We start from the raw sequence: 15,155 nt of genomic DNA, 5'->3' as shown, positions 1-15,155 counted from the left end.
GAATATTTATGAGCATAAGGGGTTAGAAAGTGAGTATCTTAGTAACAGGTGGAGCAGGTTATATAGGTTCACATACTTGTTTAGAAATGCTTAAAGAAAATTACAAAATTATTGTATATGATAACTTATCAAATAGTAATTTAGAAGCACTAAAGAGAGTAGAAAAATTAGTAGGTAAAAAGATAGAATTTATTGAAGGCGACTTACTTGATATAGAGAAATTAGATCAAGTCTTCCAATATGAAGAATTTAAGGCAGTTATTCATTTTGCAGGTTTAAAAGCTGTTGGAGAGTCTGTTCAAAAACCATTAGAATATTATGACAATAATGTTACTGGTACACTAAATCTCTTAAAAATGATGCAAAAATATGGCATAAAGAAACTAGTATTTTCATCCTCTGCTACTGTGTATGGAATACCTAAGAAACTACCTTTAGCTGAGACCTCTCCACGTTCTGCAACTAACCCTTACGGAACTAGCAAGTTAGTTATTGAATATATTTTAGAAGATTTAGCAAAGTCAGACCAAGAATGGAAAATAATAAGCTTAAGGTATTTTAACCCCGTAGGAGCACATCAATCAGGAGAAATTGGAGAAGATCCAAAGGGTATTCCAAATAATCTTTTACCTTACATTTCACAGGTTGCAGTAAAAGTTAGAGAAAAAATTAATGTTTTTGGAAACGATTATGGTACAAAAGATGGCACAGGTGTTCGTGATTATATTCATGTTGTTGATTTGGCAAAAGGTCATGTCTCGGCTCTTGCATATTTGGAGATTAGTCAAGAAAATGGTTTTATACCTATTAATTTAGGTGCAGGTAAAGGTTACTCTGTTTTAGAAATAATTAGAGCTTTTGAAAGAGCTTCGAATACAACTATACCGTATAGAATTGTAGAGCGAAGAAGTGGTGATATAGCAGAATGTTATGCAGATACAAAATGTGCTTATAGTAAACTAGGATGGAAAGCTAAATATAGTCTTGAAGATATGTGTAAAGATGCTTGGAATTGGCAAAAAAATAACCCTAATGGGTATACTAAAATAGATGATTAACTTAGGTTCCATGAACAAAATTTTTTGCAATATGCAAGTAAGTATATTTAAATATTTTTGCGAAACAAAAAAATATACTTAATGCACATGGAATATTATATATCAGAATCAAATTGGTCAACTATTTTAACTTTTCTTACATCACAAAAAGGTTTACATACGAAAGATACAGTTAAACTAAGAAAATTCATAGAAGCGGTATTTTTTATCCTAAAAACAGGAGCTCAGTGGAAATATCTTCACAAGGATTATGGTAATAGTAGAGCCCCATCCATAAGCGTTATAAATACTGGGCTGATAAAGGTATTTGGAATAATCTAATGACTAGACCTCTTGCATAACCTGCTGAATTGGTTAAACTTTTTATTGTAATGATGTTGATGAAATTTGAGCAGATTAAAGATGAGTCACCAGAAGGATTCCGTAGACTTACAGGTGTTAAACGCACTACTTTTACTGTCATGACAAAGATATTAAAAGAAGCGCAAGTCCAATTAAAAGCACAAGGAGGTAAGCCGAATAAATTGTCTATAGAAGATATGCTGCTTATGGCGCTGGAATACTTACGCGAATATAGAACATATTTCCATATTTCACGCAGCTATGGTCTAAGTGAAAGTGCTTGTTATCGTAATATACGTTGGGTTGAAGATACTCTGATTAAAGATGGGCAATTCTCATTGCCTGGACGTAAGGCATTATTAAAAAGTGACGTTGACTATGAGGTTGTACTGATAGATGCGACAGAAACACCTTGCCAGCGCCCAAAAAAAGAGTAAAGAATAAGAAGCGTATTAAGGAACCGCAACAACAAACAAAAGCAGTTTTACTCTGGCAAGAAGAGAAGGCATACTTTAAAGACTCAGGTTGTAGTTGATAAGAAAACTAAAGCAGTGATATGCACAGCGTTTTCAAATGGCAAGCGTCATGATTTTAGGCTGTTTAAAGAATCCAAAACCAAAATACATGCTGATATAAAAGCCATTACTGATACTGGATATCAAGGCATACAAAAGTTGCATAACAAATCTCAGTTACCAAAGAAGAAGACTAAGAAAAATCCTTTGATAAAAGAGGATAAAAAGAAAAACCAAAAATTTGCTAGTCAAAGAGTGGTGAATGAAAATGTCATCGGCATGGTTAAGCGATTTAAAATTATTGCCGATCGTTATAGAAACAGAAGAAAAAGATTTGGTTTGAGGTTTAATTTGATTGCTGGAATTTATAATTTCGAGCTCTAGATTGGTTATGCAAGAGGTCTATTAAAGCATGAAGGTATAGCTGTAGTAGCTCAAACTTGATCTGACAGTCACCCATTAATTTGAGACTGAATTTACTCCTAAAGGTACTGATTTTAGTAACTGGAGTTACGGACTTTTGTTTTAAGCAGTCATTTTGAATATCTTTTTCATTTTTATAATTTCCCTATGGCTAGCTTGATTGGCGGCGATTAACATTTTTCTTTTTAAAGCATAGTGGTTTTTATTTGATACAAGTTTTAATTTTTCAAGCTCACAATAAGCCCCTATAGAAAGCCCTATGTGGTTAAGTTGCGTGACAGCTATAGATGTAGGTGATTTAGCAAGACTAGCATTTTGTTTTATACTTCGATGATAAACTTCTATATTCCATCTTTTTTGATAGATATCTTTTATGTGGTTACTCTCTAGGTTCAGATCATTAGTAATTAAATAAATCTCACCTGTTGAATTGTCTCCGTTTTTGAAGACTTGGCGAGTAACCACAAGACTATATTTTATATCTTTTAAATAAATTTTTATAGTCTCATTTTCTAGCAATCCTAATTCATCTAACCTACAGTAGTTACCAGCAAGAGCATTAGCTTTACTCTTAGCAACTAAACGATTATTCGCTATACCTATTACATACGAGAGTTTATGTTTGTTAAAAAATCTTAAATTATCTTTAGAAGCAAAATACCTATCAGCTACTACATAATCAAAACTAGAGAAATTTTTAATAATTTTCAATACCAGTTTTCTTGCCAGTTCATTAATTGTATAGCGTGCTTTACGCTTTAGACGTTCTCTACCTGCTTTATCTTTTTCTACTACAAAGTTTTCCTTAGTTTGTACTTCAAAGCCTACAGGAATATTAGCATCTCCAACATGGATTAAAGCACTAATAAGATTTATGCCTTTAACTGCTCTGCCTACAGAATGGTCATAAAACCAGTTTACTACCTCATTGACCTTACTATCAGATTTAGGACTTATTGTATTGTCTATAGATAATATCTTTGGCTTATCTTTGTAAGTTTTTAAAATGCCTTTACCTTTTAACCAGACATATTTACTCTCATAGCTACCAACTTTTAACATCCTGGAAAAACTATCATGTTTTACTAGTTCATCTAACATACTTGAACACTCTGTCGCACTTGCTTGGGAATTTTGGCATAACAAATATTCAGTATATAAATTCGCTAATTCACGTTGTTTCATTTTTAGAACATAACTTCGTTGATGTAACTATAAATTAACACATAGAAAACTTTTTCGCTTTAACTATAGGGCAAAAGTCCGTAACTCCAGTTAGTAATATCTCTCATCAGTACCTTAGAAAATTGCAAATTGACTTGAATAATAGACCTAAAAAATGTTTAAATTACTTAACTCCTAATGAAGTACATTTCGGAATCAGTATAAACATTGAGACTATAATCTAGCAAATTTAAAACGTTTTCGGAAGTTTAATTCAACAGTCTTTGACAATAGCACAATTTTGGTTTACGATACTTGATTATAATCTTAGATCTCCCAAGAAAGAACATTTGGAACTAAAACATCTTTAACAATAAAAATGTTTTCATTAATCATAACTACTATAATAATAGTTTTAATAATATACTTTGCTATAACTTATGATAGTGATAAGTCTATCGATAATAGTCCTGTTATATTTCGTTTAGAATACCGGCTTGTTCATATGTTCTTGTTATGGTATTGGAGCTTTGGCTTTGATAGAAATTATGGTTTGAAGAATTTTATTAAAGCATCTTGATAATTTTTTAAAAAACAGAGGGATTTTAACATGTTTAGAAGATTTTTTTTATTTTTTATAGCTTTCTTTATTTATTCAGCTGGAGTTTCTTCTGAGATATCTAATTCAGAAATATGTAATGATCATACTGAATTACTTAAACCAGAAAATCAGCATAAAGTACTAAATTGTGCCAAAGAGGTTTTATATCAAAAACCTGAATTATTAAAAGAGCTTCCAACAATAAAAGTTGATGGAACAAATACTACTATGTATCAAGATATTATTTCTACAGTAAAATGGCCATGGTACTCAAAAGATAACCCTAAAAGTTTTTATGATTTACCATCAACTACTTGGGAACACTTAGTGCAAGTTTATGTACCAAAAAATGTGAGCTCTGATACTGCAATTATTCAGATGTATTTAGGTGAAAATCCTATCATAGATAGAGACTACGCCAAGCCTAATGATAAATTTGCAAAACTAGCTGAAAAAACAAAATCAGTTGTTATTAGACTGTATCAAATACCTAATCAACCACTTGAAGGACTTCCTTTATTTCAAGAAGATTTTATTATTGCTTATACTTGGGATAAGTTCCTAAAAAATCCTAATAAATATTTGTACTTTCCATTACATATTCCAATGAGTGTTGCAACTATTGAGACTATGGATTGGATAACAGAAATGCTTAAAAACAAAGGTATTAATATACAAAAATTTATACTCTCAGGAGAATCAAAACGCGGATGGACTACTTGGATGACGTCCTTAATGGATAATAGAGTAACAGGAATAATACCAGTAGTAATTAACATATTAAATGCTATAAAACAGTTTGATAATATCAATAATTTTTATGGACAAAGATGGCCTTTTGCCATGTTGCCTTACTATATATTCGGACTTACAAATTTTAAAAACTTTACTGAAAAAGAAAATCAAAACATGCATACTTTAATCAATATTATTGATCCTTATAGCTATATTGATGACTCTAGTTTTAAATCAAGGACATCAATCCCTAAATATATCATTAATGCTAGTGGAGATGATTTTTTTCTACCAGATGGCACCTATGCATATTTTAGTAGACTAAACGGAGATCAAAATTTACAAAGAAGCATAGTAAATAGTGGACATAGAACATTTTTAGCACCAGATTTATTTTTTGAAGGTTATGACTTTTTTATTTCACATCTTGATAATAATGAAAAACTACCTACATTAGATACTAAAATTGTAAAAAAGGAGAATTACTATAATTTTGATATAACATACAAGTGCCCTAATTGTGCAATGACAGGTATCGAAGCTACTTTATATTTAGCTAAAAACCATATAGCTAGAGATTTTAGATATACTTGTATGACTAGATATCAAGCAATTAAAGATCCTCTAAGTAAAGCTGGTATATACATGCCGATTGTAGTTCCGTTAAATAAATTATCTTCAGGTATATTTCAAGGCAATGCAAAAGTTCCTATTACAAGTACGGATTGGCAAAGTGCTTTTATTGAGATTAAATATAAAGATAATCAAGGGGCAATAATTAAGACATCTACACCAACCCAGATAATAGAGCCAGATAATACGGATATTGGATATGCGCAAATGCCTCAAGATATAAGGTTAATTCCTTGTCTAATATTACCTGGTGTGATAGATACATTGCCACCAACTACTACCACTATATCTATAATGATACTGATGCTTATACCAATTTTAATTTGGATGAAATATGTAAGAGGATTTATCAGATATTTAGGATTAACACTTTTTATCTTAGCAATATCAATTGCTATACTAGTTATTAGATATTACGGTTTTGCCACAGGTACAGTAGCTATATCTTTATTATTATGGTTAATAGTATTTACTATTAATATAATTAGTTTATTGCTAAGGTTTTTAATAGGAATTATTCTACGTAGATAGGTATTTTTTTATTTGAATTGTGAGCTAATTGAAAAAAAATAGGGTCTGTTTTAGAACTTTTTACCATTAGACCTCTTGCATAACCGACCTAGAGCTCGAAATTATAAATTCCTGTAATCAAATTAAACCTCAAACCAAATGTGAGATTCACAGACATGGTTTCAACTTTCTCATTATTCTTCTTTATTTCTTTAAGATCAAAAGAGTTATCTTTGGCAGTTTTATTGGCATATTTTGTACAGTAACCTTTATCAGCATAAATAGCACCTCCATCAGGGCAAACATATTTTATACCCTTTGCATCTGTAACATTTGCAGGTGTCACAGCTACTTTATTAATCAGACCACTTTGCATATCTACACTAGCATGTTTCTTATAGCCATACCAAAATTTGTCTTTACCTTTACAGCCTATACGGGCTTGCTTATCTGTAGCTACTTTGGGTAGTATTTCATTATTTAACTTTTCATATTTCTCTTTGATAGCTTTATCTCTTTCTTTCCAAAGATTAGCTTTAGCTATTAGATGACTAGCATCAACAAAACTAAAAACTTCATTGATAAAGCCTTCTTGTTTTAATTGATTTCTTAAATCATTAAAAATTAAATACACTATGATCGGGTGTTTTTTCTGATAACGTGAATTCACAAAACCATTTTGCTGCGGTATTTTCTTGTAGATATTTCTCTAATTCTCTATCGCTAAGATCTTCCATAAACTGTAACAGTAAGCATTTAAATAAACGTAGCATTCCATAACCTTTATAGGGGTTGTCTTTTTCAAACTTCTTTAATTTCTTAGCAACATTTTTAAAATTCCAAATCGATACAAACTTACGATAGGTATGATTCCTCGATACTAAGTCATTAAGACTTATCATTTCTATTTGATTCATAGCTAAATAAATTTCAGTAACTTTTTACTACACATATTTTAACAAAATTTGCAATTGTCAGATTTAGATTTCAACATGCCCAATAATCATAAACTTACTGATGAAGTACATTTCGGAATCAGTATAAACATTGAGACTACAATCTAGCATTTGTAAGATTAAGGCTCTTTTTAATTTTTAATAATTCATCACTGAGTTGAGTTTTCTTATATCTACCTGTTAGCATACCAAAGTTGTACTTATAATAGTACATTCTTTTGTATGTTTTTCTAAAGTAGATATAAATAGCTTTTAACATATTAAGTTCTTTTTTTCTAGTTTCGCCAATTGTTGATTCGAAGGATGGGTTAGGCATGACACATGCTTCATTTATTGCATATAGGTTTAATTTATTCAAATATTTTCCAAAGAACCAATCTGCAACGTATATGATTTTTTTATTATACTGTAGTAAGTTTTGTGCAGCTAGATTATCTATATAGTAAGCTATAGTACACCTTACTCTAGGACTTTCATATACGCTAAAATTTTTGTCTATATCAAAGACTTTATTTTTCATATCTATATATGATTTAAACAGCCCTAACCAACAATTACTTTTAAATTTACTTCTATTAATATGTATAGAAGTAAAAATCATATTTATATTGGAACAAAACATAGCATCATCTTCTATAATAAATGCTCCCTCTAAGTTTTCAGATACGATTTTCTTATATATTTTTTGGTGACTTAATGAGCAGCCTATTTCATTAATTGAGATTGTTTTCCCCATTTTTTTATAGGAGAGCTTTAGATCTGCAATTTTATTAATTTCATCCTCTGAAAAGTCTTTTCCATACACGCCTTCTATCAGCTCATAAACAAGACCTTTTTCATTTAAATGATTTTCTATGTATTTTCTTCTTTCAATATCTTTAGCGAGGTTAATAACAAAGACTTTAAACATTTTCATTATACTTTTTTTTTGATATATTTGTTACCTAAATGATAATCAATAGAAATGGTTTAAGTCAAATTATTTTTACTAGTGAAAGTTTAAAAAAAGAAGAAATATTTTACTAAAGGAATAAATTATGTCAATTAATAAAAAAGTAGCACTAATAACAGGTATTACAGGTCAAGATGGTTCTTATCTGGCTGAGTTTCTTTTGAAAAAAGGTTATGAAGTACATGGGATAAAAAGAAGAAGTTCTCTCTTTAATACTGATAGGATAGATCATTTATATCAGGATCCCCATACTGAAAATCTAAACTTTGTATTACATTATGGTGATATGACTGATTCTATGAACCTAACAAGAATTATTGCCAATGTTAAACCGGATGAGATATATAATCTGGCCGCAATGAGTCATGTTCATGTTAGTTTTGAAATGCCAGAATATGTAGCTAATGCTGATGCTACAGGAACTCTTAGAATACTTGAAGCGGTAAGGCTTTTAGGACTCGAGAAAAAGACAAGAATATATCAAGCTAGCACTTCTGAATTATATGGTAAAGTGCAAGAAATTCCTCAGAGTGAAACCACACCATTTTATCCGCGCTCGCCATATGCAGTAGCAAAGTTGTATGCATATTGGATAACTATTAATTATCGTGAAGCATATGGCGTATATGCTTGTAATGGAATCTTATTTAACCATGAGTCTCCAGTAAGGGGAGAAACATTTGTTACACGTAAGATCACAAGAGCTGCTTCTAAAATAGCTTTAAATTTACAAGAAAAATTATATTTGGGTAATTTAGATGCGAAAAGAGACTGGGGGCATGCTAAAGATTATGTCAGAATGATGTGGATGATCTTGCAAGCAGATAAGCCTGAAGACTGGGTTATTGCAACAGGTCAAACAACTACAGTTAGAGATTTTGTTAAGTTATCATTTAAATACGCAGGTATCAATTTGAAGTTCGAAAAAGAAGGTGTTGATGAAGTAGGAGTTATTGAGTCTATTAACTTTGATAGAGTAAAAGTATTAAGTTTAGACCTTAACCACCTATCTATTGGTCAAGAACTTGTTTGTGTTGACCCTAGATACTTTAGACCTACAGAAGTTGATCTGTTAATTGGGGATCCTACTAAAGCTGAGAAGAAGTTGGGCTGGAATAGAGAATATGATCTTAAAGATTTAGTTGATGACATGATGGCTTCAGATTTAAAAATGGTAACTAAAGATGTATATCTTAAAGAGGGCGGTTATCAGATTATGAGCTATTATGAGTAAAAAGAGAACTACTATGAAAAAAATTTTAATAACTGGATCTTCTGGTATGGTGGGGCGAAATATTTTAGAGTTCCACAAAGCATATGAATATGAGATTATTAGTCCATCAAGCCGAGAACTTAATTTATTAGATATTAGTGATGTAGATACTTATATAAAATCTAATAAGCCGGATATTATAATTCATTGTGCTGGTATAGTTGGAGGTATTCAGGCGAATATTAATAGTCCTGTTAAGTTTATCTCTCAAAATACATTAATGGGGCATAATATTATAATTTCCGCTTTTGAAAATGGGGTAAGGAACTTTCTTAACATGGGAAGTTCATGTATGTATCCCAGGGATGCTAAAAATCCATTAAAAGAGGAGAGTATTTTAAAAGGTGAGTTAGAGCCAACAAATGAAGGTTATGCAATTTCTAAAATATTTTCAACTAGGCTGTGTGAATATGTAAATAAAGAAAACCCAGATTATAACTATAAAACTATTGTTCCATGTAACTTATATGGTAGATACGATAGTTTTGAAGATAATAAGTCTCATATGATACCTGCAGTTATTAAAAAAGTTCATCAAGCAAAGGTTAATAATATAGGTATTATTGAAATATGGGGTGATGGTAAGGCCAGACGAGAGTTTATGTTTGCTGAAGATTTGGCAAATTTTACATACTATGCATTAGAAAATATAGATTCTATGCCTCAAAATATCAATGTGGGGTTAGGCTTTGATTTTAGTATTGATGAATATTATCAAACAATTGCCGAAATAATTGGTTTTTCAGGTAAATTTAAGCATGATTTATCGAAACCTGTTGGTATGAGGCAAAAGCTAATAGATGATACTTTACTTGATAGATTTGGTTGGAAGCATAAAATTTCATTAAAAGATGGTATAAAAAGAACATATGATTATTACTTAAAAGAGGTTCTAAATGATTAAGAAATATCCATTAGCAACATCAACCTGGGATGATAAAGAGATAAATGCTATTAATAGGGTTATTGAGAAAGATATGTATAGCATGAGTGACTATGTTGCGCAGTTTGAAGAAGATTTTTGTAAATATGTGGATAGTAAATATGCTGTGATGGTTAGCTCTGGTTCAGCCGCTAATCTTGTAGCTACAGCAGCTTTATTTTATACAAAAAATCCTATGTTAAAAAAAGGGGATGAAGTAATAGTTCCAGCAGTTTCATGGTCGACTACATATTCACCATTACAGCAGTATGGTTTAAAACTTAAGTTTGTAGATATTGACCTTGAAACATTGAATTATGATCTAGATGCTCTTGAATTCGCTATCACAGACAAAACCAAAATGATTATGGTTGTTAATCTTTTAGGGAATCCTAATGATTTTGATGCTATTGATAAAATTATTGGAGACAGAGATATCTTTTACATTGAAGATAACTGTGAGTCTATGGGGGCTAAATATAATAACAAGCAAGCCGGTACATTTGGCATTATGGGAACATTCTCAACTTTTTTCTCTCACCATATGGCGACTATGGAAGGTGGTTTTGTAGTTACAGACAATGAGGAGCTATATCATATACTGCTTTCATTAAGAGCTCATGGCTGGACTAGAAACCTTCCAAAAGAAAATCTTATTTGCAAGAAAAGTGATGACTGGTTTGAGGAATCATTTAGGTTTATCTTACCTGGCTATAATGTTAGACCAGTAGAGATGAGTGGAGCGATAGGTATTGAACAATTAAAAAAATTACCTAGATTTTTAGAACAAAGAAGAAAAAATGCTAAGCTTTTTGTAGAACTTTTTCAAAACCATAAAGACTTTATTATCCAAAAAAATATTGATAATAGCTCATGGTTTGGCTTCTCATTAATTATTAGACCTGAGTCAAATTTGTGTAGAAAAGATGTGATCAAAAAACTACAAGATAATGGTATTGAATGCAGACCTATAGTTACGGGTAATTTTACTCGAAATGAAGTTCTTAAGTATTTTGATTACACCATCTATGGGGAATTAAAAAATGCTGATTATTTGCATGATAACGGTTTTTTTGTTGGTAATAGTCAGGTTTGTTTAGAAAAAGAAATTACCTATATGTCTAAAATTTTGGCGCGGTTGTAAGGTTAGATAGATGTTAAATAAATTTTTGAAAAAATTAAAAAGCAATAAAATCAAATCAAAGTATGTGCACTGTAAAGCTGGTATTGGTGGTCATACTACCATTATGGAAGGTACAGTTGTTGATAAGCATACTCAGGTAGGTAAATATTGCTATGTTGGTAAATATTGCTATATTACAAAAACAACAATAGGGAATTATTGTTCAATAGCAAATAATGTATCAATTGGTCAAGGAGAACATGACATTCATAGAATATCAACAAGTTCTCTGTTTTATGATAATGCATTTGAGGAACTTACTAAAGAAGATTGTACTATTGGTAATGATGTTTGGATTGGAGTTGATACTATTGTTCAAAGAGGAGTTACTATCGGAGATGGTGCAGTCATAGGTTCAAACTCTACGGTTACAAAAAATATACCTCCTTTTGCAGTTGCCGTTGGAAGCCCTGCAAAAGTAATAAAATTTAGATTTGAAAAAAATAAATCTGAGTCTATCGGTAATTCTAAATGGTGGGAAAAGGATCTTATTGATGCAAGAAAAATTATAAAGGATTTAGAAAGTGAATAAAGGGAAAGGAGTCTTATATACTGACTATAACGCTAACAATAAAATTTTTGACCTGAATGATAAGAATGTTAATCGTGATAATTTTGCGTATTTTTATTATAAGCTTAAAGATGTTTTTTATAGTAAAGGTTATGACTTGTCTACACAAGATATAAATGACTGCTTGACATCAGAGTTTGTACTTTATCATAATATGCCTAAAAGGCTGCTTAATAAGAAAAAGCTAGATAAATCTTACCTATTGATAGTAGAACCCGAGGTAGTAAAACCAGAAAACTATGATATTAAAAAGCATAAGTATTTTAATAAAATATTTACATGGAATGATAGTCTTATTGATAATAAAAAATATTTTAAAATAAATTTTTCATATTTGTTTCCAAATACGATAAATAAAAATATACAAAACAAAGAAAAACTTTGCACATTAATCTCTGGTAATAAATATACTAAACACCCATTAGAGTTATATAGTAAAAGAATAGAAGCTATAAGATGGTTTGAAAAAAACCATCCAGAAGATTTTGATTTGTATGGAATGAAGTGGGGTAAGTTTAAATTTTATTCTTTGTATTTTAATTATAAGTATAATAAAAAATTTAGTGCTTACTATCCATCATATAATGGGAAAATAGAGTCGAAGAAAGAAGTTTTACAAAAATATAAGTTTGCCATTTGCTATGAAAATGCTAGAGATATACCTGGCTATATAACAGAAAAAATTTTTGATTGCTTTTTTGCTGGCTGCGTACCAATATATTGGGGAGCTAATAATGTCACGGATTATATTGCAGAAAATTGTTTTATAGATAAGAGAAAATTTAAAACATACGATGAGTTGTATAACTACATGACGAGCATGTCTGATCAACAATACTTAGAGTATTTAGATAATATAGAAAAATATTTAAATAGTGATAAAATTAAGCCTTTTACGGTTGAATATTTTGCTGAAATTATTTCTAGAGAAATTATTAATGATATGATTTAATTTTGTAAGAGTTTTGCTAAATTATTTTTTAAATTATAAGACATGGTTTTAACTTTCTCTCATAACTAATTCACTAGCATGAACAGGCTCCTGTATATCTTCTTTTTTAGAATTTTTTTATTAAAATTCACTTGAAATTTGGTTGTTTTAAATTCTTGTCCACTGTGGTGGGCAAATATCATTTGGATCAATAAAGTTTTGGTTAACCCATTTTGTCGGAGAAATAACTGTCTTGTGCTTGTTATCATTCAGCCATGCTCCCCACCAGCTAAATGAACTATTTGCTATTATATTGTGATTGCATAGGCTCATTAGTTGCATATCTTTGTAGCAATCATCATTATTGTTCCAGTCTACATAGCTTACATTAGATATCTTTAAATTTTTACGACACCAGGTAATTTCATTTGAAAAAATTACAAAATGACAGTTTTCGTAATTTTCTAAGAAATAATTTATGCCCTTTTTATAGTATTCTAAGGTGCAAATATTTTGGTAGTCAGGATGGTTGACATAGTCACCTCTTCTAACATGGATAGAAATAGTATTTTTATGGTCAAGGTTATTTATAAATTCCTGGTTTCTTATATCCAAAGCAGGAAACTTGAAATGGTGTCTTAATATATCTTCAACATTTTTAAAGTATTTTTCAGATTGCCAGTAACCACTAAAATATCCTTCAGATAGTTTTAGGTAAGCAGGATCAAACTCAAGTTCTTTTTGTTTGATATATTTTTTTGACTTTTTGAATGCTGGTTTTATTACTTTACTTACGTAATAAAATATACCAAATAACGCTTTAAAATCATGATTGGAGGCATATTTTTTATCTATATTTTTAAAAATTTTTTCTAACTCATAGCCATTATGAAGTTTATATTTACCAAAACCGCTAATATCTAGAAAAGAGGCTCCTTTAGAATTATTATTTGACGCATGGTTTAAATAGAAAGCATATTGAAACATTTGGTTTCCTAGTCCACCTAAAACTTTTATTATCTTCATATTTGGCATCCCTTAATGTATGGCTTATTTAGTGATAAAAATATTCCCAAGAGTGTGAAAAATATAGTGGTATTGAATTGTCTTGTCATAAAAAAATCAAAGTTGCAACCTATGAAAAAAGCGATAACTAAGATTCGCATAGGCATAATATATTCTTTATAAGTATTTTTAGATTCTCTATATAGCAAAATTAAAAATAAAAATAAACTTAAGCTAGCAAGAGCTCCAGACTGATAAGTATAATTTATAAATTCATTATGAGGAGGGATATCTTTTAATCCTTTCATACTTTCTTGAATTAGAGGACTTTTATTTATAATTTTTTTAGTACATATAGATGAGTTTATAGTTCCTTCATTTAGTGGGCATCCAAAAAGAAGTATTTTAGGGTACTCTTTAAATATTTTAAGTGAGTTTGTATAGTATATAAGTCTGATTTCAACAGAGCGCTCTATATTTTTATTACTATCCTTATTGAAAAACTTATTAAATCCATACATCCCTGTAGAAATTCTTTGATGGAATGTACCTGATGTTTTATAAGCAATATATAAGCCAGTGCTTAGTGAAAAAATCACCAAGCATGAAACTATAAGAAGTTTTTTAATATGAAATTTCTTATTTATATAGGAGTATTTTTTTATAATATAAAAACTATAATATATCAAAACTATTAGCTCTATAAGATAACCTATTTTACTCCTATTAATAAAAATATCAGCAAAGATTATTATCAAAGCTAGGACTACTATTAGCATTTTACATAAAATTTTATTAATATCAGGAATTTTATTTAATAATAAAATAGCTGCAAATGGGAAAGTTAATGCCACTATGTTTTGAGATTGTTCGATATGGTCAGGCTTTGAGTAAAAATTGCTGATCAAGAAGGTTTGTCCTTTAAGCCAATAAAAAATAAAGAATAAAAATGATAACGTAGCTACAAATGAAACTATTATATAAAAAACATTTATGAGAAATTTCGGATAGTTTTTATTTTTAGATAGTAAGTATACTAAAGCAAAAGTATATAAAGTTAATATCAAAGGATTGGCTAAATTAAATAGTAGTTTTATAGTATATGTGTCTTGGTTAATAATACTGAGATAAATACAATTAACAGAATATAGTAAGCCAGCAAAAATAAGCAATATGAAAGAAGAATTTCTTTTTAAAAAAATTTTTACATTGCCTAGATTGGTCTTTCTATTAGAGATCAAGAATATGATAATTATGCTTATAATGCTTATAGAGACAATATCTCTTGTCCATGTCCATATACTAATGAAAATAGCTGTAACTAAAATCACAGGAAGTAAGGTAGTTACTCTACTTAAACACATATTATTCTCTAAAGTAA

15 protein-coding genes and 2 pseudogenes are annotated in these 15,155 nt (G+C 29.8%); 11 read left to right on the top strand and 6 right to left on the bottom strand.

The genetic code is table 11. From position 1 onward, the window contains the following. The first annotated feature begins 86 nt into the window (after positions 1-86). The 3 genes and pseudogenes from galE (at position 87) to SD28_RS07950 (ending at position 2,299) form a co-directional block, all read left to right on the top strand. Positions 87-1,058, top strand: coding sequence for a UDP-glucose 4-epimerase GalE (gene galE / locus SD28_RS06690; protein ID WP_234384985.1), 972 nt, complete (start codon positions 87-89; stop codon positions 1,056-1,058). An 81-nt stretch (positions 1,059-1,139) separates the two neighbouring features. Then, the gene (locus SD28_RS08290) at positions 1,140-1,379 is read left to right on the top strand and encodes a transposase (protein WP_052251895.1); all 240 of its coding nucleotides are present in this window, start codon (positions 1,140-1,142) and stop codon (positions 1,377-1,379) included. A gap of 59 nt (positions 1,380-1,438) precedes the next feature. Next, positions 1,439-2,299: pseudogene (locus tag SD28_RS07950) on the top strand (IS5 family transposase). Positions 2,300-2,440: 141 nt separating this feature from the next. Here SD28_RS07950 and SD28_RS06670 read toward each other — a convergent pair. Next, positions 2,441-3,523, bottom strand: a complete 1,083-nt coding sequence (locus SD28_RS06670) for an IS701 family transposase (protein ID WP_039123393.1) — start codon at positions 3,521-3,523, stop codon at positions 2,441-2,443. Between the two features lie 83 nt (positions 3,524-3,606). Here SD28_RS06670 and SD28_RS08310 point away from each other — a divergent pair. The 3 genes and pseudogenes from SD28_RS08310 to SD28_RS06660 all read left to right on the top strand — a co-directional run. Further along, positions 3,607-3,747 (top strand): annotated as a pseudogene (locus tag SD28_RS08310) (IS30 family transposase); the annotation flags it as partial. 134 nt (positions 3,748-3,881) lie between these two features. Then, positions 3,882-4,082: a hypothetical protein gene (locus SD28_RS06665; RefSeq protein ID WP_039125286.1), complete on the top strand. Its 201-nt coding sequence runs from the start codon at positions 3,882-3,884 to the stop codon at positions 4,080-4,082. A 30-nt stretch (positions 4,083-4,112) separates the two neighbouring features. After that, positions 4,113-6,002, top strand: coding sequence for a PhoPQ-activated protein PqaA family protein (locus tag SD28_RS06660; RefSeq protein ID WP_039125284.1), 1,890 nt, complete (start codon positions 4,113-4,115; stop codon positions 6,000-6,002). A gap of 88 nt (positions 6,003-6,090) precedes the next feature. Here SD28_RS06660 and SD28_RS06655 read toward each other — a convergent pair whose 3' ends face one another. The 3 genes from SD28_RS06655 to SD28_RS06645 form a co-directional block, all read right to left on the bottom strand. Further along, positions 6,091-6,615, bottom strand: coding sequence for a transposase (locus tag SD28_RS06655; RefSeq protein WP_039125282.1), 525 nt, complete (start codon positions 6,613-6,615; stop codon positions 6,091-6,093). Beyond that, the gene (locus SD28_RS06650) at positions 6,599-6,898 is read right to left on the bottom strand and encodes a transposase (protein WP_039125280.1); all 300 of its coding nucleotides are present in this window, start codon (positions 6,896-6,898) and stop codon (positions 6,599-6,601) included. Before SD28_RS06650 ends, SD28_RS06655 begins: the two co-directional genes overlap by 17 nt. A 136-nt stretch (positions 6,899-7,034) precedes the next feature. Beyond that, positions 7,035-7,847 carry a glycosyltransferase family 25 protein gene (locus tag SD28_RS06645; RefSeq protein WP_157698640.1) on the bottom strand — a complete coding sequence of 271 codons (813 nt, stop codon included), beginning with the start codon at positions 7,845-7,847 and terminating at the stop codon, positions 7,035-7,037. A 127-nt stretch (positions 7,848-7,974) separates the two neighbouring features. Here SD28_RS06645 and gmd point away from each other — a divergent pair, with 127 nt between their 5' ends. From gmd to SD28_RS06620, 5 genes are read left to right on the top strand one after another with little or no spacing between them, the layout of a single operon-like run. Beyond that, positions 7,975-9,123 carry a GDP-mannose 4,6-dehydratase gene (gene gmd / locus SD28_RS06640; RefSeq protein WP_039125276.1) on the top strand — a complete coding sequence of 383 codons (1,149 nt, stop codon included), beginning with the start codon at positions 7,975-7,977 and terminating at the stop codon, positions 9,121-9,123. Positions 9,124-9,136: 13 nt separating this feature from the next. Continuing rightward, positions 9,137-10,066: a GDP-L-fucose synthase family protein gene (locus SD28_RS06635; protein ID WP_039125870.1), complete on the top strand. Its 930-nt coding sequence runs from the start codon at positions 9,137-9,139 to the stop codon at positions 10,064-10,066. Further along, complete coding sequence (locus SD28_RS06630) at positions 10,059-11,228, top strand: DegT/DnrJ/EryC1/StrS family aminotransferase (RefSeq protein ID WP_039125274.1); 1,170 nt, start codon at positions 10,059-10,061, stop codon at positions 11,226-11,228. Before SD28_RS06635 ends, SD28_RS06630 begins: the two co-directional genes overlap by 8 nt. Positions 11,229-11,238: 10 nt before the next feature. Next, a complete protein-coding gene (locus SD28_RS08285; protein ID WP_052251893.1) occupies positions 11,239-11,799 on the top strand; it encodes a CatB-related O-acetyltransferase in 561 nt (186 codons plus the stop codon). Continuing rightward, positions 11,792-12,790, top strand: coding sequence for a glycosyltransferase family 10 domain-containing protein (locus tag SD28_RS06620; RefSeq protein WP_039125272.1), 999 nt, complete (start codon positions 11,792-11,794; stop codon positions 12,788-12,790). The genes SD28_RS08285 and SD28_RS06620 overlap by 8 nt, the downstream gene beginning before the upstream one ends. A gap of 147 nt (positions 12,791-12,937) precedes the next feature. Here SD28_RS06620 and SD28_RS06615 read toward each other — a convergent pair whose 3' ends face one another. Both SD28_RS06615 and SD28_RS06610 read right to left on the bottom strand, forming a co-directional pair. Continuing rightward, the gene (locus SD28_RS06615) at positions 12,938-13,795 is read right to left on the bottom strand and encodes an alpha-1,2-fucosyltransferase (protein ID WP_039125270.1); all 858 of its coding nucleotides are present in this window, start codon (positions 13,793-13,795) and stop codon (positions 12,938-12,940) included. Beyond that, positions 13,792-15,138 (bottom strand): hypothetical protein, encoded by a 1,347-nt coding sequence (locus SD28_RS06610; protein WP_052251892.1) that lies wholly within the window; start codon positions 15,136-15,138, stop codon positions 13,792-13,794. The genes SD28_RS06615 and SD28_RS06610 overlap by 4 nt, the downstream gene beginning before the upstream one ends. Between the last annotated feature and the right edge of the window lie 17 nt (positions 15,139-15,155).

Source organism: Allofrancisella guangzhouensis (assembly GCF_000815225.1).
GTDB classification, from domain to species: Bacteria; Pseudomonadota; Gammaproteobacteria; order Francisellales; family Francisellaceae; genus Francisella; species Francisella guangzhouensis.
This window is presented reverse-complemented; position numbering and strand designations above follow the sequence as displayed.